At 33.3% G+C, this 15,570-nt stretch carries 14 protein-coding genes and 1 pseudogene; 13 read left to right on the top strand and 2 right to left on the bottom strand.

Annotated elements, in window-relative coordinates; genetic code table 11:
* Positions 1 to 3: 3 nt before the first annotated feature.
* A complete protein-coding gene (locus ACLL8X_RS04350; protein WP_411989712.1) occupies positions 4 to 2,616 on the bottom strand; it encodes a valine--tRNA ligase in 2,613 nt (870 codons plus the stop codon).
* Positions 2,617 to 2,639: 23 nt separating this feature from the next.
* Positions 2,640 to 3,767, bottom strand: a complete 1,128-nt coding sequence (locus ACLL8X_RS04345; protein ID WP_411989711.1) for a hypothetical protein — start codon at positions 3,765 to 3,767, stop codon at positions 2,640 to 2,642.
* Between the two features lie 124 nt (positions 3,768 to 3,891).
* Here ACLL8X_RS04345 and ACLL8X_RS04340 point away from each other — a divergent pair, with 124 nt between their 5' ends.
* The 13 genes and pseudogenes from ACLL8X_RS04340 (at position 3,892) to ACLL8X_RS04280 (ending at position 15,489) form a co-directional block, all read left to right on the top strand.
* Positions 3,892 to 5,916, top strand: a complete 2,025-nt coding sequence (locus tag ACLL8X_RS04340) for an ATP-dependent helicase (RefSeq protein WP_411989710.1) — start codon at positions 3,892 to 3,894, stop codon at positions 5,914 to 5,916.
* Positions 5,917 to 6,005: 89 nt separating this feature from the next.
* Positions 6,006 to 6,531: pseudogene (gene tpx, locus ACLL8X_RS04335) on the top strand (thiol peroxidase).
* Between the two features lie 275 nt (positions 6,532 to 6,806).
* Positions 6,807 to 9,581 (top strand): periplasmic nitrate reductase subunit alpha, encoded by a 2,775-nt coding sequence (napA, locus tag ACLL8X_RS04330; RefSeq protein ID WP_411989709.1) that lies wholly within the window; start codon positions 6,807 to 6,809, stop codon positions 9,579 to 9,581.
* 17 nt (positions 9,582 to 9,598) lie between these two features.
* Entirely contained in the window at positions 9,599 to 10,339 is a 741-nt protein-coding gene (gene napG, locus ACLL8X_RS04325) for a ferredoxin-type protein NapG (RefSeq protein ID WP_411989708.1), read from the top strand.
* Complete coding sequence (napH, locus tag ACLL8X_RS04320) at positions 10,336 to 11,121, top strand: quinol dehydrogenase ferredoxin subunit NapH (protein WP_411989707.1); 786 nt, start codon at positions 10,336 to 10,338, stop codon at positions 11,119 to 11,121. The genes napG and napH overlap by 4 nt, the downstream gene beginning before the upstream one ends.
* Positions 11,118 to 11,639: a nitrate reductase cytochrome c-type subunit gene (locus tag ACLL8X_RS04315; RefSeq protein ID WP_411989706.1), complete on the top strand. Its 522-nt coding sequence runs from the start codon at positions 11,118 to 11,120 to the stop codon at positions 11,637 to 11,639. The genes napH and ACLL8X_RS04315 overlap by 4 nt, the downstream gene beginning before the upstream one ends.
* A 6-nt stretch (positions 11,640 to 11,645) precedes the next feature.
* Positions 11,646 to 12,560 carry a WD40 repeat domain-containing protein gene (locus ACLL8X_RS04310; RefSeq protein ID WP_411989705.1) on the top strand — a complete coding sequence of 305 codons (915 nt, stop codon included), beginning with the start codon at positions 11,646 to 11,648 and terminating at the stop codon, positions 12,558 to 12,560.
* Positions 12,553 to 12,888, top strand: a complete 336-nt coding sequence (locus ACLL8X_RS04305) for a chaperone NapD (protein WP_411989704.1) — start codon at positions 12,553 to 12,555, stop codon at positions 12,886 to 12,888. Before ACLL8X_RS04310 ends, ACLL8X_RS04305 begins: the two co-directional genes overlap by 8 nt.
* Complete coding sequence (locus ACLL8X_RS04300) at positions 12,885 to 13,055, top strand: hypothetical protein (protein ID WP_411989703.1); 171 nt, start codon at positions 12,885 to 12,887, stop codon at positions 13,053 to 13,055. Before ACLL8X_RS04305 ends, ACLL8X_RS04300 begins: the two co-directional genes overlap by 4 nt.
* A 4-nt stretch (positions 13,056 to 13,059) precedes the next feature.
* Positions 13,060 to 13,638, top strand: coding sequence for a LysE family translocator (locus tag ACLL8X_RS04295; RefSeq protein ID WP_411989702.1), 579 nt, complete (start codon positions 13,060 to 13,062; stop codon positions 13,636 to 13,638).
* A 48-nt stretch (positions 13,639 to 13,686) separates the two neighbouring features.
* Positions 13,687 to 13,932 (top strand): hypothetical protein, encoded by a 246-nt coding sequence (locus ACLL8X_RS04290; protein WP_411989701.1) that lies wholly within the window; start codon positions 13,687 to 13,689, stop codon positions 13,930 to 13,932.
* Entirely contained in the window at positions 13,929 to 14,405 is a 477-nt protein-coding gene (ciaD, locus tag ACLL8X_RS04285; protein WP_411989700.1) for an effector protein CiaD, read from the top strand. The genes ACLL8X_RS04290 and ciaD overlap by 4 nt, the downstream gene beginning before the upstream one ends.
* Positions 14,374 to 15,489: a tRNA nucleotidyltransferase/poly(A) polymerase family protein gene (locus tag ACLL8X_RS04280; protein ID WP_411989699.1), complete on the top strand. Its 1,116-nt coding sequence runs from the start codon at positions 14,374 to 14,376 to the stop codon at positions 15,487 to 15,489. The genes ciaD and ACLL8X_RS04280 overlap by 32 nt, the downstream gene beginning before the upstream one ends.
* Positions 15,490 to 15,570 lie beyond the last annotated feature (81 nt).

The raw sequence follows: 15,570 nt of genomic DNA, 5'->3' as shown, positions 1-15,570 counted from the left end.
AATTTAACCTTTTAAATTCCTAAGTTCAACTGATATTTTTTCAAGTTGAATTTGTAAATTTTTTAGAGCTTCTTTATTTTGCTCAACCACCTCTTTGGGTGCGTTAGCGATAAATTTTTCATTTGAAAGCATAGAATGAAGCTTAAGACTTTCTTTTTCAAGTTTTGCTTTTTGATTTTCAAGCCTTGTTAAAATACCACTTAAATCAACATTTTCAAGAGTGATGAAAATTTCTAAATTCTCGCTAACATCACAGATTGCTTTGGGTAATTTTTCTTCACTAAATTCTATTTGCTCGCACTTGGCGAGCATTGTGATAAAATTCATATAAGCTTTAATTTCATCTTTGGCTTTTGTATCATTAAATTTAATATAAGCTTTTTCTATCTTAGAATTTCCAAGCTCAATCAAGCTTTTAGCACGGCGAATGCTAATAATGCTTTCTATAAGCAAAGAAAAGATTTTTTCTATATTTTCATTTTGTTTTTGAAATTTTGGATACTTGCTTATCATAATAGAAGGGCTTGTTTGAAGCTCTGTGCCACTTAATTTATGGTATAAATACTCACTGATAAAAGGCATAAAAGGATTTAAAAGTTTTAAGGCTTCTTTAAAAATACTTCCAAGCTCTTTAACGCTTGATTTTTCAGCCTTACTCAGCTCTATACCCCAATCGCAAAAATCATCCCAAAAGAATTTATACAGCGTATTGGCTGCGTCATTGAAGCGGTATTGGTCTAAATTCTCTCTTACATCCTTAATGCAAGTTTGAAATTTAGAATAAATGTATTTTGCAAGTTCTGAGCGAAGTGTGATATTTTCTAAATCTTCAAAGTTATTTGCATTTAAAAGGAGATAATTTGTGGCATTGTAGATTTTATTTGTGAAATTTCTTACTTGTAAAAGCTTATCGTTGCTTAGTTTAATATCGCGTCCTTGTATAGCAAGCAATGCCAAAGTAAAGCGTAAAATATCAGCACTATATTCTTTGATACTTTCATTTGGGTCGATAACATTTCCAAGACTTTTACTCATTTTCCTGCCTTGTTCATCTTTGACAAGGGCATGTAAATAAATATCTTTAAAAGGAAGCTCGCCTAGAGCTTCAGTGCTTTGAAACATCATTCTAGCAACCCAGAAAAACAAAATATCAAAACCCGTGATAAGCAAGGAGTTAGGATAAAATTCTTTTAAGTCGTTTTCAAACCAAAGCTTATCTTTGCCCCAATTTTCATTTCCCCAGCCTAAGGCACTCATAGCCCAAAGTCCCGAAGAAAACCAAGTATCAAGCACATCTTCATCTTGTTTGAAATTTTGACTTTGACATTTTGGACAAGATTTAGGTGTGTTTTGACTCGCCCATTCATAAGAACATTCACAGTAATATACAGGAATTTGATGCCCCCACCAAAGCTGTCTTGAAATACACCAATCCCTTAAATCCTTCATCCAAGCATTAAAGCTATTTATCCAGTGATGGGGATAAAATTTGCTCTCACCTAAGCCAACTTTTTCTATGCTTTGTTGAGCGATTTCTTTTTTTACAAACCATTGTTTAGAGATGTAAGGTTCGACTATATTGTTACAGCGGTAGCAATATCCTACTTGATTATTATGCATTTGTATTTTTTCTATAAAGCCGAGACTTTCTAGTTTGGCTACGATTTTTTCTCTTGCTTCTAAGCGTTCTAAGCCTTGAAATTCTAAGCAATGTTCATTTAAAATTCCTTTTTCATCAAAAACACTTATGAATTCTAAATTATGTCTAAGCCCCACTTCATAGTCGTTCATATCGTGTGCGGGAGTAACCTTTACAACTCCTGTTCCAAATTCTTTTTCCACATGTTCATCAGCTATGATTTTAATGGCTTTTTTGCTTAAGGGTAAAATTACTTCTTTGCCTACAAATTCGGTATAACGCTCATCATCAGGATGCACCATAACCGCAGTATCACCAAAAAAAGTTTCAGGACGCGTTGTGGCTACGACCAAAAATTCATCACTATCTTTTAAAAAATATTTAATATGATAAAGTTTTCCTTTGTTCTCTTTGTATTCAACTTCTATATCGCTTAAAGCCCCATCGTGAGTGCACCAATTTATCATATAATTTCCACGCACTATAAGTCTTTTGTCATAAAGCTCAACAAAGGCTTTTTTTACAGCATTAGCCAAGCCTTCATCCATAGTAAAACGCAAACGACTCCACGCAGGAGTGATACCTAGTGTTCTCATTTGGTCTAAAATTTTCCCGCCGCTTTGCTCTTTCCATTCCCAAACTTTTTCTACAAATTTCTCTCTGCCTAATTCTTCTTTTTTAATGCCTTGCAAGAGCAGTTGTTTTTCTACAACATTTTGGGTGGCAATACCAGCATGGTCAAGTCCGGGCTGATAAAGCACTTTATAACCATCCATTCTTTTATAACGCGTCATAATGTCTTGTAGGGTAAAGGTTAAAGCGTGTCCTATGTGTAAAACCCCTGTTACATTGGGCGGGGGCATCATAATGCAGAATTTTTTATCTTTTTCTTGTATGACTTTGTTGCCATCAAGCTCAAAATATCCGCGTTCTTCGCAAATTTGATAATACTCTTTTTCTAAATTCTTATCATACATTATAATTTACCTTGCTTTCCATTTTATTTAATAGAGGTAATTTCTATAATTTCACAAAATGGAAAAAAGTATTGTGCTGTATAAAGCCCTGTTTTTAGGCTTTTGATATGTTTAGAAAATTCGCTTCCCTTGCCCTCTTTTTTGATTTGAAGTTTAAGTCTTTCTAAAATTTCTTCGCGTGCTATATGAGCGTTTAAGCTTTGAGGATTATTCAAATAAGGACTTAAGCTTTCTAAAGTGATATATTTATAAGCTTTTTTCATATCTGAAAAGATAATTTCTTTGTTATAGATGCTTAATTTCATCTCTCCTTTAGGCAGCATTTTGACAAAGATACTTAGATAATAATCCTTAGAATTCTCTTCTATAACACTTAGCATATCTTTTAAAAGATTAATTCTATATTGACTTAAAAATTTCCCATCTAAAACATAAACCTTCATGTTTTCCGTGCTAAGCTCAGGCTCTAAGCGGCTGTTTTTCCCTATGCTTAAATACTCTCTAGCAGTGCTTAAATATTTGTTTTTGTTTGATTTGTCTGATTCTAATTCTTTTTTTACAGCCTTTTCTCTTTCTAAGATTTTTTGTTGTTTGCTGATTTCTTTTTTAAGAGCTTCTATTTTAGCTTGTTTGTGTTCTTGTTTTGAAGTCTGTGTTTTTTCGCTTTGGGTGTTTGAGTTTGAACTTTGGTTATTTTCGCTTACAGGCGTGATAGGCGTAGCAGAGTTAGCAGAAATAGTAGGCTGACCTGCATTGTTTTCGCTTGTGCCCGAAAGATTAAAGCTTTGGTTATTTTCGCTAGTTGTATTTGTGCTTATATTGGAATTTAAGGAATTTAAACTTTGATTGTTTTCCTCGCTTGTGTTTAAATAAGTGTTGGAATTTGAGCTTTGCTCTTGTGGGCTTGTTTCTTGTGTGGTGTTAAAGTTATTATTAGGTAATACATTTTGACTCATTTGATTTGCAGGAGTTTGATTTATGGGCGTATTGTCATAATGATTAGGGTATGAATTTTGCTGGGTGTAAGAAGGGGTGTTTGAGCCGTAATTTTTAGGTTTTGAATATTCAAAAAGATAATAATAAGTCCCGCCTAATACAGCAATAACAGCAATCAATATGCCAACAATAATAGAAAAAACCTTAAAATTCATTTGTTATCCTTGCGATAGAGTGTAAATAATTTGACATTCTACTACAATCTAATATAAAGTAATTTTAAATTTTTATATTTTTAAGTAAATTTTTTTTATAATTTTGACTTTTTTAAGGAAAATAATGCCACTTTCGAAATTAAATAATGAACAATACCTTGCCGCTACTGCTAATTTTGGACATAATCTTGTAATCGCAAGTGCAGGGACAGGGAAAACTTCTACTATTGTCGCAAGAATTTCTTATCTTTTAAGTCAGGGAGTAAAGCCTCAAAAAATTATGCTTTTAACCTTTACAAACAAAGCTAGCAAAGAAATGATAGGGCGTTTGGGAAAGTTTTTTGATAAAAATATCACGGGCAAAATACTCGCAGGGACTTTTCATAGCACAGCTTATACTCTGCTAAAAAATGCCGATAAAGATATAGCCTTAAAACAAGCAAGCGAGCTTAAAACTCTACTTAAAAGTGTTTATGAAAAAAGAACTTTTAGGCATTTAGGCGATATAAAACCTTATCAAGCTAGTTATTTATACGACATTTATTCTTTGTTTCAAAATAAGGCACACAATCAAGATTTTTATACTTGGTTTTGTCAAAACTATGAAGAACAAAGTATTTATGCTGAAATTTATGAAGATATTTTAAAAGAATACGATAATGAAAAAAAGCGTTTTAATTATGTGGATTTTAACGACTTGCTTATCAATCTAAAAGAGCTTTTAAAAGAAAAAAGCTATGAACTAGATGAAATTTTAGTCGATGAGTATCAAGATACAAATGCTTTGCAAAGCTCTTTGATTGAAGCTTTTAATAGCAAGAGTTTGTTTTGTGTGGGCGATTATGACCAAAGCATTTATGCTTTTAATGGAGCTGATATTAACATTATAGGTGGGTTTAAAGAACGATTTAAAGATGCTCAAATTTTTTCCCTAAATAAAAACTACCGCTCATCAAGAAGTATCTTAGCTTTGGCTAATAAAGTGATTTTAAATAATGAAAGATTGTATCCAAAAGAGCTTGTGGTTACAAGAAATGACGAGTTTAAGGCTCCGTCTTTGCTTACTTTTGAAGAATTGTTTGACCAGTATCAAAATATAGCCAAAATGATACTTACAAGCGGGGTAAGTTTAGAAGAAATTGCTGTTATTTTTCGCAACAACTCAAGTGCTGATGGGATTGAAGTGGCTTTAAGAGAGCAGGGCATTGCAAGTGTAAGAAAGGGAAGTGGGAGTTTTTTTGAAAGCTTAGAAGTTAAGGCTTTTAGTGCTATGTTAGCACTCGTGGTAAATCCTAAGGATATTATGGCTTTTATTCATTTAGTTCAATACACTAAAGGCGTGGGTGGAGTTTTGGCAAAAGAAATTTTTGATGCGCTTTTAAAACTAGGTAATGGAAGTTTGATAAAAGGCTTTTTAGAGCCTGATAAAAATGCCAATTTGCAAAACCATCAAAAAAGAAATTATCAATTAGGACTTTTTGCAGATTTGGAAGAATTAAGCAGTGAAAATCGTTTTAAATTTGAAAGCGAATTTAACGCTCATCCTGTTTTAAAACTTACAAAAATCAATGATTTGTGTGCTAAAAATTTAGAAAAAATTTATTTTTTTTTAAAACAAGCTATGGAGTTAAAGCATTCCTTGTCTTTGGTTAATTTGATTTGCGAAAATTCTTTTTATAGGGAAATTTGTGAAGAACTTGCTACTAAAAGAGCGACAAATAAAGCAGGGCAAGTGGATTTGCTAAGAAAAAGTGAAAATTTAGAAAAAATAGAAACGAAATTTAATGTTTTAAAAGAATTGACAAAAAATTACAGCGATATTTATAAGTATTACAATTTTCTTACTCTAGGTGCTAGTGAGATGAGTAGTGGCAAGGGGGTGAATTTATTGAGTGTGCATGCGAGTAAGGGTTTGGAATTTGAGCTTGTTTTTGTAATTGACCTTGCACAAGGACGCTTTCCTAATCAAAAGCTTATGAGTATGGGCGGAAGCTTAGAAGAAGAAAGAAGGCTCTTTTATGTTGCGGTAACTAGGGCAAAAAATATACTTTTTCTAAGTTATGCCAAGTATGATAAAAATAAAAAAACTTCTTTTGCACCTTCGCGTTTTCTCATAGAAGCAGGACTTTGCAAGGGCGAAATAAAATGAATATTGAAAAATAATTAATCTTTATAAGATATAATCACTCTTAAAACATTCTTTATAAAATGTTTAAATTTTTTAAAAAAGGAAACAAAATGAGTTCGGTAAATTTCAAAGGAAGCCCTGTGAAACTCAAAGGAAATTCACTTGAAGTTGGAGCGGCTGCTCCTAAAATAAGCCTTAAGGCTAAAGATTTAAGTGTGATTGAAATAGGCGTAGCGGATAAAACTCAAATTATCCTAAGCGTTCCAAGTTTAGATACTCCTGTTTGTGCTACTGAAGCTAGGGAATTTAATAAAAAAGTAGCCAGCTATAAGGGCGCTGAAGTTATTGTTGTGAGTATGGATTTGCCTTTTGCTATGGGTAGATTTTGTAGCACAGAAAGCATTGAGAATTTAAGTGTTGCAAGCGATTTTGTGGCAAAAGAATTTGGCGAAAAATACGGCGTGTTGATTGGCGAAGGTGCTTTAGAAGGGCTTTTGGCTAGGGCTGTATTTGTAATCAAAGAAGGCAAAATTGCCTATAAAGAGCTTGTAAATGAAATCACAGAAATGCCTGATATTGCAAAGCTTGATGGTTTTTTTTGATGGTTCTTGTTGTGGCGGATGCGGTTGTCATTAAGCCAATCAAAGCTCTGTAAGGGGCTTTGATTTATCCTTCTTCTGTGTTTTTACACTTTCATAATTTTTGTAAAAATCAACTTTCATACTATTTATGTCTAAGTTAAATTAGGAAATTTAATTTTTAAAATTTATATTATGTAAAAATAATAAAAAAAGATAATAAAACTCCTAAAAAATAGAGCTTAAAAATTATTATTTTTATAACAAAATTAAAGATAATTTTATTCTGTATTCCCTATAATAGAATGATTTTTTTATCTTGGAGGAATGAGAATGAATAGAAGGGATTTTATTAAAAATACCGCTATCGCAAGTGCTGCAAGTGCTGCAGGACTTAGTGTTCCAAGTTCTATGCTTGGAGCGCAAGAGGAAGACTGGAAATGGGATAAGGCTGTTTGTAGATTTTGTGGCACGGGCTGTGGGATTATGATAGCTAGAAAAGATGGCAAAATCGTAGCGACAAAAGGCGACCCTGCCGCACCTGTAAATCGTGGGCTTAATTGTATTAAAGGTTATTTTAATGCTAAAATTATGTATGGCGAAGATAGGCTTGTTATGCCCTTACTTCGTGTAAATGATAAGGGCGAATTTGACAAAAAAGGTAAATTCCAACAAGTTTCTTGGCAAAGGGCTTTTGATGAGATGGAGAAGCAGTTTAAAAAGGCTTATAATGAGCTAGGTGTTACGGGTATAGGAATTTTTGGGAGTGGTCAATACACGGTTCAAGAAGGCTACGCTGCTTTAAAGCTTGCAAAAGCGGGTTTTAGAACCAACAATATCGACCCTAATGCAAGACACTGTATGGCTTCTGCGGTTGTGGGTTTTATGCAAACTTTTGGCGTAGATGAGCCATCAGGCTGTTATGATGATATAGAACTTACCGATACTATCATCACTTGGGGGGCAAATATGGCTGAAATGCACCCTATACTTTGGTCAAGGGTAAGTGATAGAAAATTGAGCAATCTTGATAAGGTTAAGGTTGTCAATTTAAGCACCTTTTCAAACCGCACTTCAAATATTGCTGATACTGAAATTATTTTTAAGCCAAATACAGATTTGGCTATTTGGAACTATATAGCAAGAGAGATTGTTTATAACCACCCTGAAGCTATGGATATGAAATTTATCAAAAATCATTGTGTATTTGCAACAGGTTATGCAGATATTGGTTATGGTATGAGAAATAATCCAAACCACCCTAAATTTAAATCAAGCGAAAAAGATACAGTTCAAAAAGAAAATGCTATCATCTTAGATGATGAAGAGGCGACTTCTCTTTCTTATCTTGGTGTTAAAGCAGGCGATAAATTTGAGATGAAGCATCAAGGTGTAGCTGATAAGAACTGGGAAATTTCCTTTGAAGACTTCAAAAAGGGTTTAGAGCCTTACACTCTTGATTATGTTGCTAAGGTTTCTAAGGGCGATGATAATGAAGACATGGAAGAATATAAAAAGAAACTCCAAGAACTTGCCAATCTTTACATAGAAAAAAATCGTAAAGTGGTTAGTTTTTGGACTATGGGCTTTAATCAGCACACTAGGGGTACTTGGGTAAATGAACAAGCTTATATGGTGCATTTTTTACTTGGCAAACAGGCTAAGCCGGGTAATGGAGCTTTCTCTTTAACAGGACAGCCTTCGGCCTGTGGAACGGCTAGAGAAGTGGGAACATTCTCGCACCGCTTACCTGCTGATATGGTTGTGGCAAATCCAAAACATAGGGAAATTTCAGAAAAAATTTGGAAGGTTCCTGCAAAAACTATCAATCCAAAACCGGGTTCTCCTTATCTTGGTATTATGAGAGATTTAGAAGATGGAAAGATTAAATTTGCATGGGTGCAAGTGAATAATCCGTGGCAAAATACCGCTAATGCTAATCACTGGATAAGTGCGGCTAGGGATATGGATAATTTTATCGTGGTAAGCGATTGTTATCCGGGAATTTCGGCTAAGGTGGCAGATTTGATTTTACCAAGTGCTATGATTTATGAAAAATGGGGTTCTTATGGTAATGCCGAAAGAAGAACGCAGCATTGGAAACAACAAGTTTTACCTGTAGGTGCTGCGATGAGCGATACTTGGCAGGTTTTAGAATTTGCAAAACGCTTTAAGCTCAAAGAAGTTTGGAAAGAACAAAAAGTAGATGATAAACTCACTTTACCAAGCGTTTTGGAAGAAGCAAAAGCTATGGGTTATAGTGAAGATGACACGCTTTTTGATGTGCTATTTGCCAATAAAGAAGCAAAAAGCTTTAGACCAGATGATGCTATTGCAAAAGGTTTTGATAATACTGATGTTAAGGGTGATGAGAGAAAAATTCAAGGTAGCGATGGAAAAGAATTTACAGGCTATGGCTTTTTTGTTCAAAAGTATCTTTGGGAAGAATACCGCAAATTCGGTCTGGGACACGGACACGATTTAGCAGATTTTGACACTTATCACAAAGTAAGGGGTTTAAGATGGCCTGTGGTCAATGGCAAAGAAACGCAGTGGAGATTTAACACTAAATTTGATTATTATGCCAAAAAAGCCGCTCCAAATTCAGACTTTGCTTTCTATGGAGATTTTAATAAAATGCTTACAAATGGAGACCTGCTAGCTCCTAAGGATGAAAAAGAGCATAGCATTAAAAATAAGGCTAAAATTTTCTTTAGACCTTTTATGAAAGCACCTGAGAGACCAAGTGAAGAATATCCATTCTGGCTTGCAACAGGAAGGGTTTTGGAACATTGGCATAGTGGGACTATGACTATGCGTGTGCCTGAGCTTTATAGGGCTGTGCCCGAAGCACTTTGTTATATGAGTGAAAAAGATGGAGAAAAATTGGGCTTAAATCAAGGGGATTTGGTTTGGGTAGAATCGCGTCGTGGAAAGGTAAAAGCCAGAGTAGATATGCGTGGTAGAAACAAACCACCTGTAGGGCTTGTTTATGTGCCTTGGTTTGATGAGAATGTGTATATTAATAAAGTTACGCTGGATGCGACTTGTCCACTTTCAAAACAAACCGATTTTAAAAAATGTGCGGTAAAAATTTATAAGGCTTGATTTAGGATTTTGATTAAATGAAAGATAGAAGAGAATTTTTTGCTAGTGCCTTCAAGGCTGTGTGCCTTTGTGCTGGAGGTGGGTTTTTGGCCAATTTGGCCTTAAAAGCAGATGATGGCTATGCCTTGCGTCCGCCCGGAGCCGAAGATGAGACAAGATTTTTAAGCAAGTGTATTCGTTGTGGTTTATGCGTGAAAGCCTGTCCTTACGATACACTAAAACTTGCTAGCTTGCTTGACAGCCCAAAAAATGGCACTCCTTTTTTTAAGGCTAGAGAAATTCCTTGTTATCTTTGTAAGGATATCCCTTGTATCAAAGAATGTCCAACTGATGCTTTAGATAAAAAGCATTTAAAACAGGGTATAGAGTCTTTAAAGATGGGCATTGCTATTGTTGATAGTGCTTCTTGTGTGGCACATTGGGGAATTCAATGCGATGCTTGTTATAGGGCCTGTCCTCTCATCGATAAGGCTTTAAAAATCGAAAGCAAACGCAACGAACGCACCGCTAAACACGCCTTTTTATTGCCTGTGGTGGATAATGAATTTTGTGTGGGCTGTGGGCTTTGTGAGCTTGCCTGTATTACCGAAAAACCTGCCATTCGTGTTTTGCCACGAGAGTATGTTTTAGGAAAAGCGGGTTCGCATTACGTAAAAGGTTGGGATGAAAAAGATGAAAAACGTTTAAAAAATGCTGATACTTCAAAGCATTTTGATGCTAAAAAGGCAACAAATTATCTCAATGATGGAGAATTATGATGAGATATTTAATCGCTAGACGTATTGTTCAAATTGGAATTTTAGCTCTTTTTAGCTTTAAGACTACGGATTTCATCCTGCAAGGGAATTTAAGTTCTTCTAGGCTTTTTAATACCTTGCCTTTGAGCGACCCTTTTGCGGTGTTGCAGATTATTTTGGCAAGCTGGAGTATAGATTTAATGGCTTTAATAGGAGCTTTAATTATATTTTTTATTTATGGTTTGCTTTTAGGAAGGGTTTTTTGTTCTTGGGTTTGTCCTGTAAATTTAATCACAGATTTTGCCGCTTTTATACGAAACAAGTTGGCTTTAAATAATAAATTTTTAATTTTGCCTAAAAATTTACGCTATTTTGTGTTAGGTTTAGTTTTAATCCTCTCTTTTGTATTTTCTTTGCCTGTATTTGAAAGTTTTTCTTATATAGCTGTGATACATAGGGGGATTATTTTTGCTACAAGTTCTTGGATTTTTGTAGCCTTTATACTTTTTTGTATTGATACTTTTTTAAGTCCTAGGGCAATTTGTTCGCATTTTTGTCCGCTTGGGGCTTTTTACGCTGTTATTTCTCGCTTTGCTCTACTTAAAATAAAGCATAATAGCAATAAATGCACTAAGTGTTATGAGTGTATCCGTATTTGCCCTGAAAAACAGGTTTTGTGGATGATTGGAAGGGAAAGTGTTGCTGTAAAATCAGGAGAGTGTATAAGGTGTGCAAGATGTATAGAAGTTTGTAATGACGATGCTTTGAATTTTAATATTTTTGATTTAAGGAACAAAAAATGAAGAAGAAATTGGTTTTATTGGGAAGTGCGGCAGTTGTGTTTTTTGCTGCTTGTGCGATGAGTAATGGAGTAAGTTCAGAACAAATTGGACTTAGAAAAGCAAGTTTAGAGAATGAAAATAAGGTAAGTTTAGTGGAGGCAAATTTCACAACTTCGCAGCCGGGAGAATCAACTCGTTTTGACCGCTCTTATGAAAATGCACCACCGCTTATTTCGCATGCTATTGAGGATATGTTACCTATAACAAAGGATAATAATATGTGCCTAAGTTGCCACGATAAGTCTATAGCAGCGGATGTGGGGGCAACACCTTTGCCTGCTACACATTACTATGATTTTTGGAAAAATAAATCCACAGGCGATGCTATTAGCGATACTCGCTTTAACTGCACCCAGTGCCATGTGCCACAAAGCGATGCCAAACCTTTGGTAGGAAATAGCTTTAAACCTGAATTTAAAAACGAGCAATTAAAAAAACAATCTAATTTAATTGATGTTATTAATGAGGGCGTGAAGTAAAAATAGATGAAAAAATTTCTCTTTATTTTAAGTCTTTTTTACGCTTTCTGCTTTGCTTATGAACTGAAGCTAAATTCAAATGTTACAGCTTTGAAGCTTGACAGGCAGAATTTGTATATAGGCACTGATAAGGGTGAGATTTTGCAATACAATACTGAAGATAAAAGTTTAAAAAAGCTTTTATCTTTGCCAAAGATTGAAAATTACTATGGTAAGGATTTTGCTAAAATTTATAGTATTGATATTTTTAAAGACACACTTTTAATACTCAGCGAAGGTGATTTCGGGGCAAAAAATTTAAGCTCATATGAGAATAATTTACAAATCAAAAAACTTAAAGAAAATAGTATAATAAAAGCATTTTTTATAAATGAAAACACCTATCTTTTAATCTCTGTTGGTTCTGAAATGGAATTGGTTGATAAAAATTTAAAGAACATAAAGAAATTTAATTTTTCCCATTCTAGTCTTAATGATGTGGCATTGAATGAAGATAAAAGTAAGTTAGTTGCAGGTTTTGAGAGCGGTGAAGTTGAGCTTTTTGATTTGAAAAATTGGAAAATACTAAAAAATTATGATAAAATGCATAAAGATAATATTTATCAGGTAGATTTTAAAAACGATATTATTTTAAGTTGTGGAACGGATAGGCGTATAGGTCTAGTAAAGAATGGAGAGGAAATTTTTTTACAAAAAGACTTTTTGATATATGCTTGTGCTTTAAGTCCTGATGGAAAATTAGCTATTTATAGCGATAATGAAGCTGGAATCAGTGAGATTTTTGATACAAGTAACCTTAAACCTATTAAAACTTTTAACAATGAAAAATTAATGAGTGAATTTATCATTTTCTTAAGTGATATAGAATTTGTTATTTCTGGTTTTGGCGATAGTATAATATTTAGGAGTATTGATGAATAATCTTTCTAGTGTCTTGATTTTGTCAAAAGAAGAATATATCGATGAGTTGAAAAATGTTATTTCAAAAATTCCTTTTTGTTCTGTAGAACTTTGTGAAAATGAAAAGATTATAGTTGTAATCGAAAGTGAAAATTTAGAAGATGAGTTGAATTCTTATAAAATGCTTGAAAAGCTTCCGCATATTATCAGTATTAATATGGTCTTTTCCTATCAAGATTTAGATGAAGATATGCAAAAGGCAATCAATAGTGGTGCCATAAAGACCATAGAAAAAAATGAAAATGCTGAGAATGTTCGTTATTTTGGTAGCATTTATAATCAAATATGATTTTTTTACTTCCCTTGCTTTTTATCATAGCCCTTATTTTTGGCATAGATTATTTGTATTTTAGCGATGAAAATAAAGAAGTGCAAAAAAAAGAGCAAAAGCAGGATTTAAATTTAGATGAAAAAAGGCAGGAGTATTTAAAAGAGCTTTTTAAGAAGGAAGGATAAAAATTTGGATTATTTGTTTTTTATTTTTACTTTTGCTTGTGTTTCATTATTGCCGGGTTTGTGTATGAATTTAGCCTTTTCTTTGGGACTTAGCTTAGGTTATAAAAATACCTTATGGATGATGCTGGGTGAGCTTTTGGGTTTGGGTTTGATAGTGCTGTGCTGTGCCTTTGGAGCCGGTTTTATTGCTCAGCATGAGTTTTTATTTAAAATTTTTAAAATTTGTGGAGCCTTATATCTTTTGTATGTGGCTTTTTGTTTGTTTCGTGCTAAGGCTAAATTAAGGGAAGAAAAAATTTCTAAAAAAGCAAGAGTGTCTTTGTTTTTGCAAGGCTTTATGGCTTCTACTTCCAATCCTAAGGCTTGGATTTTCATACTTTCTATTTTGCCTTCTTTTTTAAAAATGAGTGATAATTTATTTCTTTTGCTTTTTATTATTTTATTCATTGAATTTTCTTCTTTAAGTCTTTATGCTTTGGGTGGAAGTTTATTTAAAAGTTTTATGAACCAGCACATAGCCAAGCTTAATAAAATTAGCGCCTTGTGTGTGGCGGTTTTAGGTATTAGTATGTTTTTTACTTAAAGATAAGATGCTTTTTGCTAGAATTGAAAAAACATTTTAGGATAGTCAATGAAAAACACCGTTACAGAAGCTTCTATTTATGAAGCACAGGGGCTTAAAGACGAGGCTTTGGAAATTTATAAAAATATTTTAAAAGAAGACCCGCACAATCAAAATGCCATTGACGCAGTAAGACGCTTGAGTGGCTTTCGCTCTAAACACAAGGATTTAAATACTCAAATGTTGGATTTTTTCATCCATATGAAAAGTGAAGAAGAAATTAATGAATTTAAAAGGTGGTTGATAAAAATATGAATTTAGAAGATTTAGCTAAAAAAACTATTAGTGAAGTAAGTTCCATTATGGAAGAGCAAAGAAGACAGAGTGAAATTTTAAAAGAGCAAGAACAAAACAGAAAAATAGAGCCACTTAAGCCTTCTGTTGTAGAGCCTCAAGAGCTTGACGCCCCGCAAGTTTTAGAAGTATCTATGCCTGAATTTCAAGAAGAGCAAAAAGCACAAAATGATACTCAAAGTTCTATTAAGACGAATAAAGAGTTTGAGAAAGAAGAGCCTTTTTTGCAAAAGGAAATTTTAAATCCCAATATCACAGCAGAACTTAAGACGCTTAATGAGGATATTTTTTTAAAACATCTTAGAGAGAGAATTTTAGTTCTTTTTGAAGGCTTAAATAGCATAAAAAAAGACGATATTGAAAATAGATTAAACTTGACTATAAATTTTTTAGAGTTTTTACTTGCAAATATCGAAGATAAGCTTAAAAAATAATCCTGATTTAGAGTTTATTGCTGATTTTTTAAAGCCTTATACGAAAAGAGCTTATTTGGTTGGGGGTAGTGTAAGGGATTTGCTTTTGGGTTTAAAGCTATATGATTATGATATAGAGCTTTATGATATAAAAGCAAATGATTTTGAAAAGCTTATGCAAAAACTAGGCGCACAGGGCTTTGGGAAGAGTTTTTTTGTGTATAAATTTAAAAATTACGATTTAGCACTTGCAAGAGTAGAAAACAAAATAGCCCCCGGACATAAAGGCTTTGAGGTTGCCCTTTGCGATGATGAAAAATTAGGAGCAAAAAGGCGAGATTTTACCATAAATTCTATGATGATTAATCTCTTTAATGAAGAGTTTTTGGATTTTTATGGTGGGCTTGAAGACTTAAAAGCAGGTTTTTTAAGACATATTGATAAGCAAAGTTTTAAAGAAGATAGTTTAAGGATATTAAGGGCGGTGGTTTTTGCTTCAAGATTTGATTTTAAAATCGCAGAGCAAAGCTTGGTTTTGATGAAAAATATGGATATAAAAGAGCTTAGCCATGATAGAATCAATGCAGAACTTTATAAATTTTTTAAAAGTCCTAGACTTGATGTGGGTTATAGCTATTTGCAAGAGCTTGGTTTAGAAGAAGAAATCTTGGGTTTTGAAAGTGCTTTTAAGAGTATGGAATTTCAATCTTTGCTTAGACATAGTAGGGAAGTTGTAAAAGATGATGCTTTGTTTTTGTATTTGTATTTAAATTTTTTTAACTTAGACAAGGATATGTTTTTTAAAAAAACCAAGCTTAAAAAAGAGTATTTAAAAAAGGCAAATCAAATGTTTTATTTTGATGAAGTAAGTGATTTTGAACTAGCTAATATCGCTTTTGAAATGCCTTTGAAGGAATGGCTTGGACTCTGGAGTAAAAAGCGTATAGAACAAGCTAAAAGATTAAAGCTTTATGGAACTAAGTTTGAAAGCAAAATTTCGCCAAAAGCTTTTATGGATAAAGGATTTTTTGGTAAAGCTTTAGGCTTAGAACTTCAAAAAGCAAGGCAAAGAGAGCTTAAAAAGTATTTAAAAAATTTAAAATGAGAATTTAAAAACTGCTAGTGAAAACCAAGGGACTTCAATTTGAAGTTCTATAAATAGTGATTTTATTTTTTCTTATGACTG

Origin of the sequence: Campylobacter parajejuni (assembly GCF_046764905.1) — a bacterium.
In the GTDB taxonomy this organism is placed as follows: Bacteria; Campylobacterota; Campylobacteria; order Campylobacterales; family Campylobacteraceae; genus Campylobacter_D.
Note: the sequence above shows the minus strand (reverse complement) of the source record. Positions and strands in the feature narration are given on the sequence as shown.